A 20,474-nucleotide genomic window follows, 5' to 3' on the forward strand; every position below is an offset into this window, starting at 1 on the left:
TTTTAAACAGAGCGTTCTGTCAGTTGTTTTTCCAGGTCTTCCTCCGCGCGCAGAGCGCGACCAGCGAAGAACATGTAAGCCAGTGCAGTCAAAATCATCACGGTCATAAACGCGATCCCCACAGAGGCAAAGCCTTGCATCATCGGCGGCGCCAGGATGGACCAGTCAGCCATTCCCATCCATGCGCTCATTCCCGTCAGTTTTACCGCCCATACACAGCCAAAAATTTCGATCATGCCCATCACCAGGCAAATCTTGATGGCAGCACGCCAGCCGCCGAAGTGGTTAGCGAAGACGCCAATCGTGGCGTTGGAGAAGAACATCGGGATGAAACCAGGAATGATGAGAACAGAGGAGCCGCAGGCAATCAGGATGCCGACCGCAATCAATTGGCCGATAGTCCCCCACATAAAGCCCCAGACCACCGCGTTCGGCGCGAAGCTATAAATCGCCGCACAGTCAATCGCCAGCACAGCCCCCGGAATCAAGCGCTGCGAAATACCGTTGAATGCTTCGGAAAGCTCGGCAACAAACATACGCACGCCCTGGACGATAATGAAAATCGCCACCGCAAACTGGAAACCGGTTTGCAGGATATAGACCGTCCAATGGGTTTTGCCCGCCATCGCCTGAACGGTATTGAGGCCAAAGGAGAGCAGAATCGCACCGAAGAAAAACGTCATGACAATAGCGGTAGAGACAATGTTGTCATGGAAGATATTCAGCCAGCCCGGTAATTTCAGATCTTCAACGCTCTCCTCTTTTTTCCCGAGATACGGTGCGATTTTGTAAGCAATCCAGGAGGCGAACTGCTGCTGATGACCGATAGAAAAGCCACAGTTATCTGTCACTTCCTGCGTAGGTTTGTACATCATATTGGAGGTAATGCCCCAATAGAGTGAAACCAGCACAGCAGCACAGATAATGGTGGTCCACATAGAGTAGCCGAGAATAAAGAAGAACACCGCAATCAGGCCAGCCTGCTGGAACATGATGTGCCCGGTCAGCATGATGGTGCGAATGCCGGTGATACGCCGCAGCAGTACGTAAATAATATTAAGCGCCAATGCCAGAAGTACGGAGTAACCCACCCAACTGTACGCGTCGCCCATACGTTCGATGGTCGCCATCATTGATGCATAAGTGTCAGAAATCGCGCCATTGATGCCGTACACTTCCGACATTTTGGCGACCACCGGTTTAAACGTGCTGGTCAGAATCCCCGACCCCGCCTGCAACAACATAAAGCCGATGATCGTTTTGATCGTGCCTTTAACGATAACGCTGACGCTTTTTCTCAACAGGATATAGCCAATACAAGTCACGATCCCCAGCAGTAATGGGGCATTGGTCATCACCTGGTTAAAAAAGACGGTGAAGACGTTGTAGAGAATCTCCATAACTCGCTCCAGTAAAAAAGCGGCTGCATCTGTGCAATGCAACACAAGGTGCAAGCACTCTATCAATCACAAATAATCACAAAAAGATTGTTTTTGATTATTTGTGATGCATCACGCAATTTATTTCCCCTTTTTCACTATGCGTACATACTCAAGACGACAACGTTAAAAATAACCATTAAAATTAATACAGTTAACAAAAAAATAGAAAAATCAGCATGCAAAAAATTATCGTAAAAGCATCATCACAATGCGATTTAACACGCTAAACCTTGTTGCATCCATGATGAAACCGTGAAAATATAAATCATGATAAATCACAATATGATTTAATTTGATTAAAAAGGTAAGGGGTGACACGATGAGTAAAATTGAAACTATTACCCGGGAATCATGGATTCTGAGCACTTTTCCCGAGTGGGGAAGCTGGCTTAATGAAGAAATTGAGCAGGAATATGTCGCTCCCGGCACCTTTGCGATGTGGTGGCTGGGCTGTACCGGTATCTGGCTGAAATCAGAAGGGGGTACCAATGTTTGCGTCGATTTCTGGTGCGGTACGGGCAAGCAGAGCCACGGTAACCCATTGATGAAAAAAGGCCATCAGATGCAACGCATGGCAGGTGTTGAAAAACTGCAACCTAACCTGCGCACCACGCCGTTTGTATTGGATCCGTTTGCGATCCGTCAGGTCGATGCCATCCTCGCAACCCACGATCACAACGATCATATTGATGTAAACGTCGCCGCTGCTGTCATGAAGAACTGTGCCGACGATATCCCCTTCATCGGCCCACAAACCTGTGTCGATTTATGGATTGGCTGGGGCGTACCGAAATCGCGCTGTATCAGCGTCAAACCAGGTGATATTGTTCGCGTAAAAGATATTGAAATTCATGCACTTGATGCATTCGATCGCACCGCATTAATTACCCTCCCTGCCGAGCAAAAAGCGGCTGGCATACTGCCTGACGGCATGGATCAGCGTGCGGTGAACTATCTCTTTAAAACGCCCGGCGGTACGCTGTACCACAGCGGCGACTCGCACTATTCCAACTACTATGCGAAGCATGGCAACGAGCACCAAATCGATGTGGCATTGGGTTCCTACGGCGAGAACCCTCGCGGCATTACCGACAAGATGACCAGCGCCGACATACTGCGTATGGCTGAAGCACTAAACACAAAAGTCGTGATCCCGTTCCACCACGATATCTGGTCCAATTTCCAGGCCGATCCACAAGAGATTCGAGTCCTGTGGAATATGAAAAAAGACCGCTTGCAGTATGGCTTTAAACCTTATATCTGGCAGGTCGGCGGGAAATTTACCTGGCCTATGGATAAAGACAATGGCGAATATCACTACCCACGTGGTTTTAATGACTGCTTCACTATCGAGCCCGATTTACCGTTTAAGTCTTTCCTCTAAAGGCAAAAGCCGGAGCCAAAGCGGGTGTCCGTACATACCCGCTTTTTATCATCAGTATCGTGCACTTATCTTTAGTAATTTCAGGCTATTTCAAATATCCTCTTTTTACATCATTAATCATCGGAATAGCTCATGACGGAAGCGCAACGACATCAAATACTGCTGGATAAACTGGCGCAGACAGGCTTTATTACGGTTGAAGAAGTGATCGCCAGCCTGGGCGTTTCTCCTGCAACCGCACGTCGCGATATCAATAAACTTGATGAAAGTGGCAAACTCAAGAAAGTGCGTAACGGTGCCGAAGCCATCAGCCAGCAACGCCCGCGCTGGTCGCCAATGAATATCCATGAAGCACTCCACCACGATGAAAAAGTACGTATCGCCAGAGCCGCATCACAGCTCGTTAGCGCTGGCGAAAGCGTGGTGATCAACTGTGGATCAACCGCCTTTCTGCTGGGACGTGAAATCTGTGGTAAACCAGTACAAATCATCACTAACTACCTACCGCTCGCCAATTACCTTATCGAACAAGAACATGAAAGCGTGGTCATCATGGGCGGACAATACAACAAGACGCAGTCCATCACGCTGAGCCCGCAAAGTAGTGAAAACAGTCTCTATGCCGGTCACTGGATGTTTACCAGTGGAAAAGGGCTGACGGCAGAAGGGCTTTATAAAACCGACATGCTGACTGCCATGGCCGAACAGAAGATGCTAAACATGGTGGGGAAACTGGTCGTTCTGGTGGACAGCAGCAAAGTCGGTGAGCGTGCGGGTATGCTGTTCAGCAACGCTGATCAAATCGATTTGGTGATTACCGGGAAACAGGCTAACCCCGAAATCCTCAAAAAACTTGAGGACCAGGGGGTTAAAGTGATGCGCGTGTAGTTACAGATGTTCGGTGAAGAAGCGGACGGTGGCCGCCAGGGCGGTAGGTGTGATGCGATGCTTTACGCCTGCTTCCCACAAACAGGTTAACCGCTCGTCCAGGTTTGCAGCCGTCAATGACTGCTGCAGGCGTAATGTTTCCACTGCGGGTACCACATCGTCTTCCTCCCCGTGCCAGAGAAAAAGCGGACGGTTGGCAAGCTGTGCTAACTGCCCACCGACATCCCATTTTGCTAACGGCGCAACAATCGCATCGAATGCTACTTGCTGTTCCGGCGTGATCACCTCCAGCGGCGGGAAAAGGGTACTTGCCAGGGTGGAAAAATAGCCGGAACCCATCAGGCAGGCAATGCTCTTGACCTCCGGGAACTGCGTCATAATACCGAGCGCCGTCATGCCACCCATGGATGCGCCCCCCACGCCCAGCCGGTGATTTTCAATTAATCCCTGCCGGTACAGCGCCGCTTTCAGCGACGCAAACTCAGCAAAATTTCCCTGCAAGATTTGCCAGAAACGCTTGAGCCGACGCATTTCATCACCGTCAAACCGGGCACCATGGTCCGGAGCATCAGGCATGACGACCCGAAACCCGGCCTGAGCCAGCGCCACAGCAAAATAGCTATATACCAATTTGGAAGAGGTAAATCCGTGGTAAAAAACAATACAGGGTAACGGCTGTTCCCCTTTTCCCGCCGGGAACGCGTGCAATGTTTCAATTCCGGCAAAATGCCGTACGTCGAGTTCAATCATTGGCCTCTCCTTGATCTATAGTGCTGGTATGCCATCACGTCTTCGAAGGTGCAAGTCGGTGTTCACATATCAAATGTCGGCATTGAGATAAAGATGCTGCGCCGATCGCATTTTCATTCGAAACTTATATTGGCAACAGCAAAACTGGGAACATTCCCTCCTTGCCCATTTATTATGGAACTACACTATGGCTATCAGGAGACATGAAAACATGATGCGCTGGTTTCTCTCCCTTATTGTGGCGCTGTTTTTGAGTGGATGTAGCGTGCTGGAAGGTAAGCCACAGCCCGCCCCGCCCATCAGTGATCATCCGCAGGAGATCAGTCGTAATCAGACGCAAAACCTACAGGAAATGGGTGCGTTTAACGTATGGGTGCGGGGTTCACCTATGGATGTTGAAGATGAGATAAAAGCCAGAGCTACCGCTGAAAAAGCAGATTACTACGTCATTATAATGATGGATGACACGGTAATTCCAGGCCGCTGGTACGCAAGGGCTATATTGTATCGTCATTAAGCATCTGGGTTTAAGGAAGATTTACACTGCTTTGCGTCCTTTTATGTTTGCCTGTGCACAATGGACTGCATGGAATTTTCATGCGAAGGAGTGCCCTGGAAAAAAATCGGGGTAACATGGAATGGAGCTAATATGAAACGATCTCTTGCCTTAAACTCACTGTTGCTTTCTACAGGCTTAGACAGCATAACAGCGCAGCCAGCAGAGTTCGCGAGCGCTGACTGCGTCACCGGGCTGAATGAAATAGGCCTGATTTCTGTCAACAATGTTTCCGGAAGCCCACAAGATGTGGAGCGTATCATCGCGTTGAAAGCTGACGAACAAGGGGCATCCTGGTACCGTATTATCCAGATGCAGGAAGAACAACGGGTCGATAACTGGCGGGTGCAGGCCATACTTTATGCCTGACATGTCATTTCCCCCAAAAAGCCACTTTTATCAAGTGGCTTTTTTGTTTACTGCTTCCCAACAATAAGCTACCATACAGATATACTTTTGTAACATTTTGTTACATTGACAAATTAAATGTTATCGAATTATTGCCGTTGAAGGTGCTGACACTCTTTTCAGCGGATCTTTTATGAGCACCTTTTTTAGTCGCATTGGACTCGGCTCCAAACTTTCTCTTCTGACGGGCACAAGCGTAGCCGTGCTTTTCCTGGTTTTCACTTTTCTGTTAAGCAACAAAGCCAGCCAACAACTAGAAACGCTGGCGGTGGAAGATCTCCATAATCAGTCCACGGGCGTCCAGGATATGGTGGAAATGTTTAACAGCAGCCTGAGCGAAGAGGTGGAAAGCTATACCCGTCTGTTTAACAGTTTTTTGCCTCAACCTGTGACCATTGATCAGGCGCAACGCCGTGAAATTAACGGTATTAACGTTCCCTTGCTGAAAGGGGGTAACAGTGATCTTCACGAAAACAACGCCACTGTTGATGATTTTCTTACCCGCACCGGGGCTATCGCCACGCTGTTTGTGCGCAGCGGCGATGACTTTGTGCGCATTGCCACCTCGTTACGCAAAGAGAATGGTGATCGTGCGATAGGCACGAAGCTGGATAAAGCCAGCCCGGCCTTTGCCCCGGCGTTGAAAGGCGAAACGTACCGTGGGCTGGCCTTATTATTCGGTAAGCGCTACATCACGCAATACCAGCCGGTAAAAGATAACAGCGGCAACACCATAGCCATTTTGTTTGTCGGCATGGACATCACCCATTCATGGGAGATCATGCGTAGTAAGATCCTCGGGCGCCAGCTTGGTGATAGTGGCCATTTCTACGTCCTGGATCGCAATAATGGCAAGAACTACGGTAACTACCTGTTCCACCCCAGCGAAGAGGGTAAACGTCCGCAGTGGGATGAACGCGACCTGAATACCATTCTGCAAGAGACCTCCGGTACGCTGGAACAGCAGCGCCCCGATGGCCATCGACAATTGCTCTCCTGGATAACCGTGCCCGGCTGGAACTGGACAGTGGTGGGCGAAGTCGACAAAGCGGTATTGCTCAATGATGTCACCACGCTACGCAACCAGTTCCTGATAGCCGGACTGGTGCTCTCTTTGCTGTTCGCCGCGCTGTTTGTAGTGATTGTCCGCCGCTGGTTAACCCGTCCTTTGCGTGATGCCATCGGTCTGGCCAGCCGTTATGCATCTGGTGATCTACGGGCCAGTCTGGAAGTCAAACGTCAGGACGAAGTGGGACAACTCATTGATGCCATCAACGGGATCGGGAATGGCTTGCACGCCATTGTTTTACAAGTACGTGAATCCGCCAGTGATATTCACCACGGTACCAATGCGCTTGCCGCCGACAGCAGTGAAATCAGTGAGCAAATTAACAAGCAGGCCAGCAGCGTCGAGGAGACCTCAGCCAGCATGGAGCAACTTGCCGCGACTCTACAGCAGAATGCTGCCAATATGGAAGAGATGCAGTCGCTGGTGAACGAAACCACCCAGGAAGTACAAAAGGGTGGAATAACCGTCGAAGAAGCGGTTGCGACCATGGATGCGATTCGTACCGCTTCTCAGCGGATTGCCGACATCACCCATGTGATTGAATCTATCGCCTTCCAGACCAATATCCTGGCACTTAACGCTGCGGTTGAAGCCGCTCGCGCCGGGGAACATGGTAAAGGATTTGCCGTCGTAGCCCAGGAAGTACGGGCGCTGGCAGCACGCAGCGCCAATGCGGTAAAAGAGATCGATGCGCTAACCAGCGATACGCTCAAAAAAGTCCGTGAGGGTCATACCTTATCCAACAATACCCGACAGGCGATGGAATCCATCACCGCGCATATGAACCACATTAACCAGTTGGTTAATGAGATTAACAACGCCTCTCATGAGCAGTCGGCAGGCATTAATCAGGTCAATACCGCCATGACGCATATTGGTGAAGCCACGCATATTAACGCAGGACGGGTTTCGCGCAGTGAGCAAACTGCTGGCACACTGCGCGAAAAAGGGGAGCATCTGACAGAGGTGGTTCGCTTGTTTAGCCTGAAAACGGACTAACCGGCACCGCCCGTGGCACGCAGCAGCAGGTCATTTTTTACCTGCTCAGTCACAACTGACGCGCCGCGTGTATCCAGCATCATCCGGCACCAGGCTTGTGCTATCGACGGGGAAGCGAACTGCAACATTTGTGCCCCCGTCGCTAACAGATACAGCTGTTGGGTAATCTCCCGCCCTTGCGCCTCCAGAGGCTTACGCAGCTGTTGCTGTAACTGGCGCCATGCACGATCAAAATGCCTGTCCTGGCCTTTGACCGCACCAAACGCATCGTGCAATAACTCACTGATGCCCTGCTGTTTGGCCAGTACGCGTAACACATCAAGGCACATTATATTGCCGGAGCCCTCCCAGATGCTGTTTACCGGCATTTCCCGATAAAGCCGGGGAAGCTCACTCTCTTCGCAATAGCCAATACCGCCCAGAACTTCCATGGCTTCGGCAACAAAAGGCATACCCGCTTTGCTGATCGCAAATTTCGCAACGGGGGTAAATAGCCGTGCCCAAAGGGTCTCTTCCGGCGTGGCTCGGCCATCCCAGGCACGGGCAAGGCGAAATAAAAATGCGGTCTGCCCTTCCAGTTGCAACGCCATCCGGCTAAGGACTTCCCTCATAATTGGCTGGTCGACGAGATTTTTCCCAAATGCCTGACGTTGATGGGCATAATACAGAGCCACGGAAAATGCCCGACGCATCAGACCATGACTCCCCAGCGCACAGTCAAAGCGGGTCAGGCCACCCATTTTGAGGATTTGACGCACGCCATCACCCTCTTCCCCTACCAACCAGCCGCAGGCATCGCAGAATTCCGCTTCACTGCTGGCATTCGAGCGGTTACCCAGCTTATCTTTCAGGCGCTCCAGCCGCACACCGTTGCGCTGTCCATCGGGTAAAAAACGTGGCACAAAAAAGCAGGAGAGCCCGCCTTCCGCCTGCGCCAGAACCAGATGAGCATCGCTCTGCGGCACTGAGAAAAACCATTTATGCCCCACCAGCCGATAGCTGTCGCCGCTGCGTTGCGCCCGTGTGGTATTACTGAGCACGTCCGAACCGCCCTGTTTTTCCGTCATCCCCATGCCAATCAGCAGGCCGCGCTTTTGATTGCCTGGTGCGAGATGCGGGTCGTAACGGTCACTCATCAGCGGTTTTAGCCAATCCCTGAAAGATGCAGGAAGAGAATGCTGCAATAACGGCGTGGCGGCAAAGGTCATGGTAATAGGGCATAACGAACCGGCTTCCACCTGCGCATGGAGCACAAACCGGGCGGCGCGGGCGACGAAAGAACCGCTGCGTGCATCCTCTTCCCACGCCAGGTTGTGAACACGGTTGGCGCACAGGCCTTGCATCAGTAGGTGCCATGCCGGGTGAAACCGTACATCGTCGAGTCGTGCACCCGTCGGATCATAACGCAGCAGTTCCGGTGGGTTCACATTGGCCAGCCTGCCGAGTTCCAGCGATTCTGCCGTACCCAATTGCTGGCCAATACTGGCCAGTAAATCAGTATCCCAGGCAGCCCCTTCGCGGATAACAGCGTCATACAGAGCCCGATCAGAAAGGAAAAGATTGCTGTTATTCAGTGGGATAGGTTGATTGAAAACGGTATGCGTTTGCCAGTGCATCTGTTTGCCCTCCATGAATGGCATAGGTAATAAGTATGGGCAGATGGGAGGCGTTCCGCACGCGATAGCGGTCACAAAACGGTGCGTATGGAGGTTTTCTGTTTGCGTTACCCGTACTTAGCGGCGAGGCTTAATGATATGAAACCAGGAACGGTAACGTCCATGACAACAACACATGCACAAAAAAGAGCGCTGGTTGCAGGCTCTATCGGCAATTTTATCGAATGGTACGAGTTTGCCGTCTATGGCTTTCTTGCCACGGTGATTGCGAAGAACTTTTTTACCCTCGAAGGTGAATCTGCTATCACCAGTCTGATCCTGACCTATGCCGCATTTGCAGTGGCCTTTTTCTTCCGTCCGTTGGGTGCAGTGGTATTTGGTCGTATGGGTGACCGAATCGGACGCAAGCCGACGCTGATTATTGTCCTCGTATCGATGACGCTGGCGACAGCGGCCATTGGCGTGGTGCCGGTTTATGCCAGCATTGGCGTCGCCGCACCGCTGCTCATTACCCTTTTACGGATTTTGCAGGGGCTATTTGCCGGCGGGGAATACGGCGGAGCCGTCTCGCTGATGACCGAGTTTGCTCCGCGAGGTAAGCGCGGTTTGTACGGTGCGTGGCAGTCATTGACCGTCGCCCTCGGGCTGCTGGTGGGAGCTGGTGTGGTGGCGCTCCTGTCGGTGTTACTCAGCCCCGAAGCACTCTACGCCTGGGGCTGGCGAATTCCATTTTTCATCGCCATTCCAATGGGAGGCGTTGCACTCTGGCTTCGCGTCAACATGGAAGAGACACCCAGTTTTGTTCGCCAGCAAACGCAGGCGATTCCTCCTCAGGCAGCCAGTTTCGCCAGTACGCTAAAGGTCATTATCACCGGGATTGGTCGTCTGATGGTCTGGTCGGCGTCAGGCTATACTTACCTGGTAATTATGCCAACCTACCTTCAGTCGGCGCTGCACACTGGCTTTAATCAGGCGCTACTGATTGCGGTGATTTCAAACGTCGGGTTCGCACTGACCATTCTCCCCTCAGGCATGCTGAGTGATCGTATTGGCCGACGCACCGTGATGGTCACCGCCGCCGTTCTACTACTTCTCCTTGCGTTACCACTGCTGAAAGTTTTACAAGCGGAATCCAGCACGTTACTGGTCAAGGCATTCGTAGTGTTTATCGCTGGTGGACTGGTGGGCATGCTGGCAGGGCCCGGCCCTGCCATGCTGGCGGAGATGTTTCCCACGCGCGTACGTTACACCGGTCTGGGACTGGCCTATTCACTGTCGAATGCGATTTTCTCAGGCTGTGCGGGGTTGATTATTACCGGGTTGATTAAGCAAACGGGAAATCTGGATATTCCGGCCTGGTATGTGATGGTAACGGCGGTAGTGAGTGTGATTGCGCTGATGACACTCCGGAAGGACGATCATCAGCGTTCATTAGAGGAATAGTGCGGCCTGCTGTCCTCACCCACGAGGAGAGGGGCAAATATAAAAAACCCTCCGAAGGAAGGTTTTGCTGTTTATTTAGTACGCTGGCGCACGGCTTCAAAAAGGCAGATGCCAGTCGCCACCGAGACGTTCAACGATGAAACGCTGCCCGCCATCGGAATGCTGATCAGCTCATCACAGTGTTCGCGGGTCAGGCGGCGCATACCTTCTCCTTCCGCGCCCATGACCAGCGCCATCGGCCCGGTCATTTTGCTCTGGAACAGAGTGTGGTCCGCTTCACCGGCGGTGCCAACGATCCAGATATTCTCTTCCTGCAACTGACGCATGGTACGCGCAAGGTTGGTGACGCGGATCAGCGGAACGCTTTCCGCTGCGCCGCAAGCCACTTTTTTCGCGGTCGCATTCAACTGCGCGGATTTGTCTTTCGGCACAATCACCGCGTGAACGCCTGCCGCATCTGCACTGCGCAAGCATGCACCAAGATTATGCGGATCGGTAACGCCATCAAGGATCAGCAGGAACGGTTGATCGAGGCTAGCGATCAGATCCGGCAGATCGTTCTCCTGATACTGACGCCCTGGTTTCACCCGTGCAATGATGCCCTGATGCACCGCCCCTTCGCTTTTCTCATCCAGATACTGGCGATTCGCCACCTGGATCACCACACCCTGCGCTTCCAGAGCATGGATCAGCGGCAGCAGACGTTTGTCTTCGCGGCCTTTCAGAATAAAGACTTCCTGAAAACGCTCCGGGGCGCGCTCCAGCAGTGCCTGCACCGCATGGATGCCGTAAATCATTTCACTCATTGATGGTACTCGTTTGGGGCGGTTTCGCCGTGTTATGTGGGCTGTGATTCTCATCATCTGCGCTCATTATAACCGACACGCGCCGCAGAAAGTATCTCACTAACTCAGATGCCGTTTTGCCACCAGCCCAGCTTGTTTCCCTGTGTTGCCAGTAGCGTGATCCATATTTTGGGAGCGCCCAACGGTTCTAACGGCGTCGGAAAATGACCTAATGAAAGGCGGGGAAACGGGCCAGATGTACAATCGCTGCCAGGAAAACAGAGATAAACCGAAGCGAAATGCACGGTTTTAGATAAATACGAAATGGATTAAAAAAGCCCTTCACAGTGGAAGGGCTTCACAAATATTACTGGCCGACTTTCTTTTTCGCCGCGCGTTTAGCTTTGGTGGCAGCAGCTATTTTTTGCGTTTTTGCCGAGGGGTTTTTGGCTTTTTTCGCTTTGCTTTTGCTTTTACCTTTACCAGCAGCATCACCGCGGAAGGCACTATCCGACTCAAAATTCACCTTTTTCCCCATCTGGCGACGTGGCGGCTTCCTACCGTCAACGTTTTTACCCTGTGCACCTTTTTTCGTTCTTTCACGCTCGGTTTTACCGACATTGCGCGGCGTGCGTTCGCTGGAGATCAACGAGAAGTCGATCTTACGCTCATCCATATTGACGGCTTCAACCTTCACTTCCACGCGATCGCCAAGGCGATAAGTTTGCCCACCGGATTCACCAATCAGACGCTGACCAATCTGGTCAAAACGGTAGTAGTCGTTGTCCAGCGAAGAGACATGCACCAGACCATCGATAAACAGCTCGTCCAGGCGCACAAAGAAACCGAAGCCGGTAACGCTGGCGATAACACCCGGGAAGATACTGCCCACATGATCCTGCATGAAATCGCACTTCAGCCAATCCGACACTTCACGGGTGGCTTCATCCGCGCGGCGTTCAGTCATCGAACAGTGCTGGCCCAGTTGCAGCACCTCTTCCATGCTGTAGTGCCAGCCGCCGGTTTCTGTGCTGTTGCCCTTTAGCCCCTGCTCTTTCGCCAGCAGATACTTAATGGCGCGGTGCAATGACAAGTCCGGATAACGACGGATAGGTGACGTAAAGTGCGCATAAGATTGCAGCGCCAGCCCGAAGTGGCCACGGTTTTCCGGATCGTAAATCGCCTGCTTCATCGAGCGCAGCAGCATGGTTTGTAGCATCTCGTGATCGGGACGATCGGCAATCGACTCCAGCAGCGTTGCATAATCGCGCGGCTCCGGTTTGTTGCCGCCCGGCAGTTCCAGCCCCAACTCGGCGAGCACGGAACGAAATGCGGTAATCGCATCGTTGGTCGGTTTATCGTGAATACGGAACAACGCCGGTTCGCTGACTTTCTCGACGAAACGCGCTGCCGAGATGTTGGCGAGGATCATGCACTCTTCAATCAGTTTGTGCGCATCGTTACGCTGAGTCTGTTCGATGCGTTCAATGCGGCGCTCGGCGTTGAAGATAAACTTAGCTTCTTCACTCTCAAACGAGATACCGCCGCGTTCAGCACGCGCCTGGTCAAGCACTTTGTAGAGGTTATGCAACTCTTCGATATGTTTCACCAGCGGCGCATACTGCTCGCGCAGCTCCTGATCCCCCTGCAACATATGCCACACTTTGGTGTAGGTCAGACGTGCATGGGAGCTCATCACCGCCTCGTAGAATTTAAAACCGGTCAGGCGGCCTTTCGACGAGACGGTCATTTCGCAGACCATACACAGGCGATCAACCTGTGGGTTGAGCGAACAAAGCCCGTTCGAGAGCACTTCCGGCAGCATAGGCACGACCTGTGACGGGAAATACACCGAAGTGCCACGGTTGCGGGCTTCATTGTCGAGTGGCGTCCCGTGACGCACGTAATAGCTCACATCGGCAATCGCCACCCACAAACGCCAGCCGCCGCCACGTTTCTTCTCGCAATAGACGGCGTCATCGAAATCGCGGGCGTCTTCGCCATCGATGGTGACCAGCGGCAGATCGCGCACATCCACACGTCCCGCTTTTGCCTCCTCCGGAACTTGCTCTTTCAGCCCTGCAATCTGTTTTTCGACTTCAGGCGGCCACTGGTAGGGAATTTCATGGGTGCGTAGCGCCATATCGACAGCCATGCCGGTACCCATGTTGTCGCCGAGCACTTCAACAATCTTGCCGAGTGCTTTGGTACGGCGTGTCGGACGCTGGGTTAACTCCACCACCACCACAAAGCCCATGCGCGCACTCATGGTTTCTTCCGGCGGGATCAGGATGTCAAAGCTCATACGGCTGTCGTCCGGCACCACAAAACCGACGCCGGCATCAGTAAAGTAACGGCCAACGATTTGCCCGGTTTTGGGCACCAGAATACGTACAATGCGCGCTTCGCGGCGGCCTTTGCGATCAGCTCCCAGGGGCTGCGCCAGTACCTGGTCGCCGTGGATGCAGGTTTTCATCTGCTCGCTGGAGAGGTAAAGATCGTCTTTACGCCCTTCGACGCGCAGGAAGCCATAGCCGTCGCGGTGGCCGATCACCACACCTTTCAGCAGGTCCAGCCGTTCCGGTAAGGCGTAGCACTGACGGCGGGTAAACACCAGTTGGCCGTCACGTTCCATGGCGCGTAAACGACGTCGCAGCGCTTCATTTTGTTCTTCGCCTTCGATATTCAGTTCAACCGCCAGTTCATCGCGGCTGGCAGGTCTTTCGCGTTTGGCTAAGTGATCGAGGATAAATTCGCGGCTGGGAATGGGGTTGGTATATTTTTCAGATTCTCGTTCGAGGAAAGGGTCTTGTGACATTGCGGGTCCTCCGTAGTCAGCTCTGGCGGAAATTTGCGTCATTCCACCAGCAATAATTTGTAAAGCGATTGATTCTCTTCAACCAAATCGGCCAACGTGTAGTTATCCAGCTCCTTGAGAAAACTTTGCACGGCTTTGGCAAGCGCCTTTTTGAGGCGACAGGCACTGGTGATATGGCAAAATTCGCTGCTGCAATTGACCAGCGCAAGCGGCTCCAGCGAACGGACAACATCACCAATGCGGATATCCTGCGCGGGTTTCCCCAGCCGAATCCCACCGTTTTTCCCTCTCACGGCCGCAACATAGCCTTCACGACTTAGCTGGTTGATTATTTTGACCATATGATTACGGGATACGCCATATGTTTCCGTGACCTCCGTAATGCTGGTCATTTTTCCATTAGGCAGCGATGCCATATAAATCAGGGCGCGTAAACCGTAATCGGTAAAACTCGTTAACTGCACATCAACCTCAATAAATGGGAAAAGATGAGATACCCGCAGGTATTGACTCTATTGATGATAAACCAGCCACTAGTCATGCCGCTAATTTATTTGAACAGAAGGGAAAAAAAAGCGAGGAGACGGGACGCGTAAAACGCGCCCCGGAACAACATTATTACGCGTCGAACGGATCGCGCAGGATCATGGTTTCAGTACGATCCGGGCCAGTTGAGATAATATCAATCGGCACACCAGTAAGTTCTTCAATACGTTTGATGTAATTCAGCGCCGCCTGCGGCAGACCGCTGCGCTCTTTCACACCAAAAGTAGACTCAGACCAGCCAGGCATCGTTTCGTAAATCGGCTCGATACCTTCCCAGTTGTCAGCGGCCAGCGGCGTAGTCGTCACTTCGCGACCATCCGGCATACGGTAAGCAACGCAGATTTTCACCTCTTTCAGGCCATCAAGCACGTCCAGCTTGGTCAGGCAGAAGCCAGAAAGGGAGTTGATCTGCACAGCACGACGCACAGCAACCGTATCCAGCCAGCCGGTACGGCGACGACGGCCGGTAGTTGCACCGTATTCGTTACCCTGTTTGCACAGGAACTCGCCAATATCGTCGAACAGCTCGGTCGGGAACGGGCCAGCGCCTACACGTGTGGAGTATGCTTTGATAATACCCAGCACGTAATCAACGTAACGCGGTCCAAGACCGGAACCAGTAGCGACGCCGCCTGCCGTAGTGTTGGAAGAGGTTACGTACGGATAAGTACCGTGGTCGATGTCCAGCAGCGTACCCTGCGCACCTTCGAACATGACGAAATCGCCACGTCGACGCGCCTGATCCAGCAGGTCGGAAACGTCCACAACCATCGCAGTCAGGATGTCGGCTATCGCCATCACATCATCCAGCACTTTCTGGTAGTCAACAGCTTCGACTTTATAGAAGTTCACCAGCTGGAAGTTGTGATATTCCATCACTTCTTTGAGTTTGTCGGCGAAAGTCGCTTTATCGAACAGATCGCCCACGCGCAGACCGCGACGAGCCACTTTATCTTCGTAAGCAGGGCCAATGCCACGGCCGGTGGTGCCGATGGCTTTCGCGCCGCGCGCTTTTTCACGCGCAACGTCGAGCGCAACGTGATAATCAAGGATTAACGGGCATGCTTCGGAAAGCAGCAGACGTTCGCGAACCGGGATACCACGGTCTTCCAGTTCTTTCATCTCTTTCATCAGCGCGCTCGGCGCCAGCACAACACCGTTACCGATAATGCTGGTGACGTTTTCGCGAAGAATGCCTGATGGAATAAGATGGAGGACGGTTTTTTCACCGTTGATTACGAGAGTATGGCCTGCGTTGTGACCGCCCTGGTAGCGCACAACATATTTAGCCCGTTCAGTCAGAAGATCAACAATCTTCCCTTTACCTTCGTCACCCCATTGGGTGCCCAGTACGACGACGTTGTTACCCATTTTTCAAAATCACCGTTTGCTTAAAAATGGATTCTACCACCGCTTTTTTTCAGATTCAGCACTTTTTCCGTGCAAAATTGACCAAAGACGCCCGCTTTTCGCTCAGCCAATCGTTTTCCTCAACATGTAGTAGATCACTATCCCCGCAACCACAAGCCCGCCGCCAAAACGACGCAGAAGATGGTCCGGAAGCAGGCTCAGTGAGGCAATCATACGCCGCCAGGCACGCGGATAAAGCATCGGACCAAGGCCTTCAAAGACTAAAACCAGCGCCAGGGCGAGCCAGATTGTCGAATTCATGTCTAATCCTTAAAAAAACAAAACCACCGCCGAATTTTGGCGGTGGTTTTTATTATGAAAACCGTAGGCGCAAACTTAGCGTGTCGCGGAAGTCGGCGTTTTCATATAACGGAAGAAATCGCTGTCCGGGCTGAGCACCATCACATCCTGGTTGCTATCAAAGCTATTTTCGTATGCACGCAGGCTGCGGATAAAGGCATAGAAATCCGGATCCTGACTAAAGGCATCGGCAAACAGTTTTGCAGCTTCAGCATCACCTTCACCGCGCAGGATACGTCCCTGACGCTCAGATTCCGCCAGTGTTTTCGTCACTTCGTAGTCTGCTGCGGCACGCAGTTTTTCCGCTTCTTCCTGGCCCTGAGAACGGTGACGACGGGCTACCGCTTCACGCTCGGCGCGCATACGGTTGTAGATCGCATCCGACACTTCTGTCGGCAGGTTGATCTGCTTGATACGCACGTCGACCACTTCGATACCCAGCGCAGCCATACTGTTTGGGTTGATAACCGGTACTTTACCGTTGGTTTCAGCCTGTACGCGCTCAGCGGCTTTAGCAATGGCGTCATCTGCTGCCGACGTCGCCACTTCGTCTCCCGTCCCCGAAGAACCGGAGTTCAGCGCATCACGCACTTCCAGCGTCAGACGACCACGAGAATCGGTAACGATGTCTTTCACATCCAGGCGACCAATTTCAGAACGCAGACGGTCAGAGAACTTACGTTTCAGCAGCACCTCGGCCTGGGAGACGTCACCGCCGCCGGTCGCCAGATAATAACGGCTGAAATCACTGATGCGCCACTTAATATAAGAGTCAACAATCAGGTCTTTCTTCTCTTTAGTGACAAAGCGATCGGCCTGGTTATCCATGGTCTGAATACGCGCATCAAGCAGTTTAACCGATTCGATAAACGGCAGCTTAAAGTGCAAGCCTGGCGCATAAACCAGCGGCTTATTTTCGTCGTCACGCAATACTTTACCAAAGCGCAGTGAAATTCCGCGCTCGCCTTCTTTCACCACAAAAGTAGAGGTGTAGAGCACTACCAGCACGATGATGATGATCGTGATAACTGACTTACGCATCGTTATTCCCCCTGACGCTGGTAGTCGTTACGCTGCGCGTTTACGCGGCGTTGGTCCATAATGTTTCCGGCAGATGGCGCCGGGGCGCTGTTCGCGCTGCTGCCAGTGTTGGACGCAGGTGGCAGGCGCAGCGGGTTGTTTGCGCCACTGCTGTCACTCTTTGCCGCAGGTGCGCTCGTGCCGCCTTTCAGCATCTGATCCAGTGGCAATACCATCATGTTGCCACCTTTATCGTTAACCAGCACCTTGCGGGTATGGCTCAGCACTTTTTCCATGGTTTCGATATACAGACGCTCACGGGTAATTTCAGGCGCGGCTTTATATTCCGGCAGGATCTTCGCGAAACGCGCCACTTCACCCTGAGCTTCCAGGATGGTCTGCGTCTTATAAGCGCGCGCCTCTTCGAGAATACGCTGTGCCTGACCGTTTGCGCGCGGCTGAACTTCGTTGCTGTAAGCTTCCGCTTCACGGATGTACTGCTGCTCGTTTTCACGTGCTGCAATCGCATCGTCAAACGCAGCCTTCACCTCTTCCGGCGGACGTGCTGCCTGGAAGTTGACGTCGAGCAGGGTAATCCCCATGTTGTACGGACGAATGGTCTCTTCCAGCTCACGCTGGGTATCGCTACGAATAACGGTACGCCCTTCGGTCAGAATACGGTCCATGGAATATTTACCGATCACACCGCGCAGGGCGCTGTCGGTTGCCTGGCGCAGGCTGTCATCGGCGCTGGTGACGCTGAACAGGTAACGCTCTGGATCGGTCACGCGGTACTGCACGTTCATCTCAACGCGCACGACGTTTTCATCAGACGTGAGCATCACGCCAGAAGCCGCCAGTTCACGAACCGATTCGACGTTTACCGCCGTCACGTTATCGATAAAGGTCGGCTTCCAGTTCAGACCCGGCTCAACCAAATGGCTGAACTTACCGAAGCGAGTAACGACACCACGTTCTGCTTCTTTAATGGTATAGAACCCGGTCGCAGCCCAGATAATCACGGCTGCTGCGGCAACGATGCCGACAATACGTCCACCCGCCTGACCGCGAGGGCCAGAGGAACCAGGTGCGCCCCCGGTACTTTTACCACCGCCCAGGCCACCGAGTTTTTTACTCAGTTTGCGGAAAATATCATCCAGATCAGGTGGTCCCTGATCGCGACCACCTTTGTTTCCATTTCCCTCAGAGTTGCCGCCTGGTTTGCTGCTTCCCCACGGGTCGCGGTCCTGTCCGTTGTTACCGGGCTGATTCCACGCCATGTATGTGCTCCATATGTATATATCGTGCGGTGTATGCCCGGACTCGCGGGCACCCCCAAAGGGGAAAAATCTTCAGGCTGCCGGTCAAACGACGTATTCTTCGAGTGCCGGTTCTTGTTTACAGAGTCGACGCCAGTCGACAATCGGCATACGCACCTGCAAACCTACGCTGCCATCGTCTTCCATCCACTCTTTTTCTATTGCCTGAAGCTGGTAAAACCGGCTTCTCAGACGTCCTTTCTCCGGTGGTAAACGCAGCGTGTGCTGCGCGACTTCACCGGAAAGACGCTCTGTTAAAGCCTGGAATAACAGTGGTACGCCAACCCCCGTCTGCGCAGAAAGCCAGACACGGATTGGTTTATTCTCTTCATCCCGGTCGATACGCGGCTCAAAATCTTCCAGCATATCGATCTTGTTCATCACCAGCAGTGTTGGGATCTCGTGCGCTTCAATCTCTTCAAGCACCGTATTCACTGCATCAATGTTCTCTTGCACGCGCACATCGGCAGCGTCAATCACATGCAGCAGCAGCGTCGCCTGACGCGTCTCCTGCAAGGTCGCTTTAAATGCCGCCACAAGATCGTGCGGCAGATGGCGAATAAACCCGACCGTATCGGCCAGCACTGTTTCGCCAACATCCGCTACGTCAATACGACGAAGTGTGGGATCCAGCGTCGCAAACAGCTGATCCGCCGCGTAGACTTGCGCTTCGGTAATCTGGTTAAACAACGTGGATTTACCGGCGTTGGTATAGCCCACCAGCGAAACCGTTGGAATATCGGCTTTCGTGCGGGAGCGCCGTCCCTGCTCGCGCTGCTTCTCAACTTTTTCAAGGCGCGAGAGGATCTGGGTAATTCGATTACGCAGCAAACGACGGTCGGTTTCGAGCTGGGTTTCACCCGGGCCGCGCAAACCAATCCCGCCTTTTTGTCGTTCAAGGTGGGTCCAGCCGCGCACCAGACGCGTCGCCAGATGGCGCAACTGTGCCAACTCAACCTGCAATTTCCCCTCGTGCGTGCGTGCACGCTGGGCAAAAATATCTAAAATCAGACCGGTACGATCGATAACCCGACATTCGCACAGTCTCTCCAGGTTTCGTTCCTGGGCTGGGGTTAACGCATGATCAAAGAGCACGACGGAAGCACCCGCTGATTTTACGGCATCCGCAATTTCTACTGCTTTACCTTCACCAACAAAGTACTTGGGGTGCGGTGCTTTACGGCTACCGGTAATCACCTGCATTGCTTCGACACCGGCGGAAGAGACCAGAGATTCAAACTCCTGGAGGTCTTCCATATCTTTGTCTTGCGAAAAATAGATGTGTACCAGTACCGCCTGCTCACCGGCGTCATAACGGTCAAACAAGCGTAAATCCTCATATAATACCAGCGGGGAACACAGTTTAACTGGCTCCCCGATCTGGAAAATCAGCCGTCAACCTTATTCGGTTTCTTCGCCGTCTTGCTGTGCAGAGCCCTGCGCGTTGCTACCGTGATGGTAGTTACTGCCGGTACCGCCGCCCGCATTGTTGCTGTGATGAGAAACCGGACGAGATGGAACAACAGTAGAAATCGCGTGCTTATAGACCATCTGGCTGACCGTGTTCTTCAACAGAATCACGAACTGATCGAAAGACTCAATTTGCCCTTGCAGCTTAATACCATTCACCAAATAAATTGAAACTGGAACACGTTCCCGACGCAGTGCGTTCAGGAACGGGTCTTGTAAAGATTGCCCCTTAGCCATTCTATCTTTTCCTT

At 52.7% G+C, this 20,474-nt stretch carries 18 protein-coding genes; 6 read left to right on the top strand and 12 right to left on the bottom strand.

The features are described 5' to 3' along the window. Positions 1-2 precede the first annotated feature (2 nt). Positions 3-1,400 carry a PTS ascorbate transporter subunit IIC gene (gene ulaA / locus GA0061070_RS13110; protein WP_090136549.1) on the bottom strand — a complete coding sequence of 466 codons (1,398 nt, stop codon included), beginning with the start codon at positions 1,398-1,400 and terminating at the stop codon, positions 3-5. Between the two features lie 361 nt (positions 1,401-1,761). On the opposite strand from ulaA, the gene ulaG reads away from it, so the two are divergent. Beyond that, on the top strand, positions 1,762-2,826 hold the full coding sequence (gene ulaG, locus GA0061070_RS13115; RefSeq protein WP_090136550.1) for an L-ascorbate 6-phosphate lactonase: 1,065 nt from the start codon (positions 1,762-1,764) through the stop codon (positions 2,824-2,826). A gap of 132 nt (positions 2,827-2,958) precedes the next feature. Then, entirely contained in the window at positions 2,959-3,714 is a 756-nt protein-coding gene (ulaR, locus tag GA0061070_RS13120) for an HTH-type transcriptional regulator UlaR (RefSeq protein WP_090136551.1), read from the top strand. Here ulaR and yjfP read toward each other — a convergent pair whose 3' ends face one another. Then, positions 3,715-4,464, bottom strand: coding sequence for an esterase (yjfP, locus tag GA0061070_RS13125; protein ID WP_090136552.1), 750 nt, complete (start codon positions 4,462-4,464; stop codon positions 3,715-3,717). It abuts the gene before it with no gap. Positions 4,465-4,651: 187 nt separating this feature from the next. Here yjfP and bsmA point away from each other — a divergent pair, with 187 nt between their 5' ends. The 3 genes from bsmA to GA0061070_RS13140 all read left to right on the top strand — a co-directional run bounded on the left by bsmA (position 4,652) and on the right by GA0061070_RS13140 (position 7,496). After that, positions 4,652-4,981, top strand: coding sequence for a biofilm peroxide resistance protein BsmA (gene bsmA, locus GA0061070_RS13130; protein WP_090136553.1), 330 nt, complete (start codon positions 4,652-4,654; stop codon positions 4,979-4,981). Between the two features lie 132 nt (positions 4,982-5,113). After that, positions 5,114-5,389 (top strand): DUF1471 family protease activator YjfN, encoded by a 276-nt coding sequence (gene yjfN / locus GA0061070_RS13135; protein ID WP_090136554.1) that lies wholly within the window; start codon positions 5,114-5,116, stop codon positions 5,387-5,389. Positions 5,390-5,561: 172 nt separating this feature from the next. Further along, the gene (locus tag GA0061070_RS13140) at positions 5,562-7,496 is read left to right on the top strand and encodes a methyl-accepting chemotaxis protein (protein ID WP_090136555.1); all 1,935 of its coding nucleotides are present in this window, start codon (positions 5,562-5,564) and stop codon (positions 7,494-7,496) included. Here the strand turns inward: GA0061070_RS13140 and GA0061070_RS13145 are convergent. Next, positions 7,493-9,112: an isovaleryl-CoA dehydrogenase gene (locus tag GA0061070_RS13145; RefSeq protein WP_090136596.1), complete on the bottom strand. Its 1,620-nt coding sequence runs from the start codon at positions 9,110-9,112 to the stop codon at positions 7,493-7,495. The genes GA0061070_RS13140 and GA0061070_RS13145 overlap by 4 nt on opposite strands. Positions 9,113-9,274: 162 nt before the next feature. Between GA0061070_RS13145 and GA0061070_RS13150 the strand changes: the two genes are divergently transcribed. After that, positions 9,275-10,555: an MFS transporter gene (locus GA0061070_RS13150; protein ID WP_090136556.1), complete on the top strand. Its 1,281-nt coding sequence runs from the start codon at positions 9,275-9,277 to the stop codon at positions 10,553-10,555. Between the two features lie 71 nt (positions 10,556-10,626). Here the strand turns inward: GA0061070_RS13150 and rlmB are convergent, their stop codons facing one another. From rlmB to hfq, 9 genes are all read right to left on the bottom strand, one after another. Continuing rightward, a complete protein-coding gene (gene rlmB, locus GA0061070_RS13155; RefSeq protein WP_090136557.1) occupies positions 10,627-11,361 on the bottom strand; it encodes a 23S rRNA (guanosine(2251)-2'-O)-methyltransferase RlmB in 735 nt (244 codons plus the stop codon). A gap of 346 nt (positions 11,362-11,707) precedes the next feature. Beyond that, entirely contained in the window at positions 11,708-14,158 is a 2,451-nt protein-coding gene (rnr, locus tag GA0061070_RS13160) for a ribonuclease R (RefSeq protein ID WP_090136558.1), read from the bottom strand. Between the two features lie 38 nt (positions 14,159-14,196). After that, positions 14,197-14,622 carry a nitric oxide-sensing transcriptional repressor NsrR gene (gene nsrR / locus GA0061070_RS13165; RefSeq protein WP_090136559.1) on the bottom strand — a complete coding sequence of 142 codons (426 nt, stop codon included), beginning with the start codon at positions 14,620-14,622 and terminating at the stop codon, positions 14,197-14,199. Between the two features lie 154 nt (positions 14,623-14,776). After that, the gene (purA, locus tag GA0061070_RS13170; RefSeq protein WP_090136560.1) at positions 14,777-16,075 is read right to left on the bottom strand and encodes an adenylosuccinate synthase; all 1,299 of its coding nucleotides are present in this window, start codon (positions 16,073-16,075) and stop codon (positions 14,777-14,779) included. Positions 16,076-16,177: 102 nt separating this feature from the next. Beyond that, a complete protein-coding gene (locus tag GA0061070_RS13175) occupies positions 16,178-16,375 on the bottom strand; it encodes a DUF2065 domain-containing protein (protein WP_090136561.1) in 198 nt (65 codons plus the stop codon). A gap of 75 nt (positions 16,376-16,450) precedes the next feature. Further along, complete coding sequence (gene hflC / locus GA0061070_RS13180) at positions 16,451-17,455, bottom strand: protease modulator HflC (RefSeq protein ID WP_090136562.1); 1,005 nt, start codon at positions 17,453-17,455, stop codon at positions 16,451-16,453. A gap of 2 nt (positions 17,456-17,457) precedes the next feature. Next, positions 17,458-18,714 (bottom strand): FtsH protease activity modulator HflK, encoded by a 1,257-nt coding sequence (hflK, locus tag GA0061070_RS13185; protein WP_090136563.1) that lies wholly within the window; start codon positions 18,712-18,714, stop codon positions 17,458-17,460. Positions 18,715-18,798: 84 nt separating this feature from the next. Beyond that, the gene (gene hflX, locus GA0061070_RS13190; RefSeq protein WP_090136564.1) at positions 18,799-20,079 is read right to left on the bottom strand and encodes a ribosome rescue GTPase HflX; all 1,281 of its coding nucleotides are present in this window, start codon (positions 20,077-20,079) and stop codon (positions 18,799-18,801) included. A 75-nt stretch (positions 20,080-20,154) separates the two neighbouring features. Continuing rightward, positions 20,155-20,460 (bottom strand): RNA chaperone Hfq, encoded by a 306-nt coding sequence (gene hfq, locus GA0061070_RS13195; RefSeq protein ID WP_090136565.1) that lies wholly within the window; start codon positions 20,458-20,460, stop codon positions 20,155-20,157. Positions 20,461-20,474: the final 14 nt, after the last annotated feature.

Origin of the sequence: Kosakonia oryziphila, assembly GCF_900094795.1 — a bacterium.
In the GTDB taxonomy this organism is placed as follows: Bacteria; Pseudomonadota; Gammaproteobacteria; order Enterobacterales; family Enterobacteriaceae; genus Kosakonia; species Kosakonia oryziphila.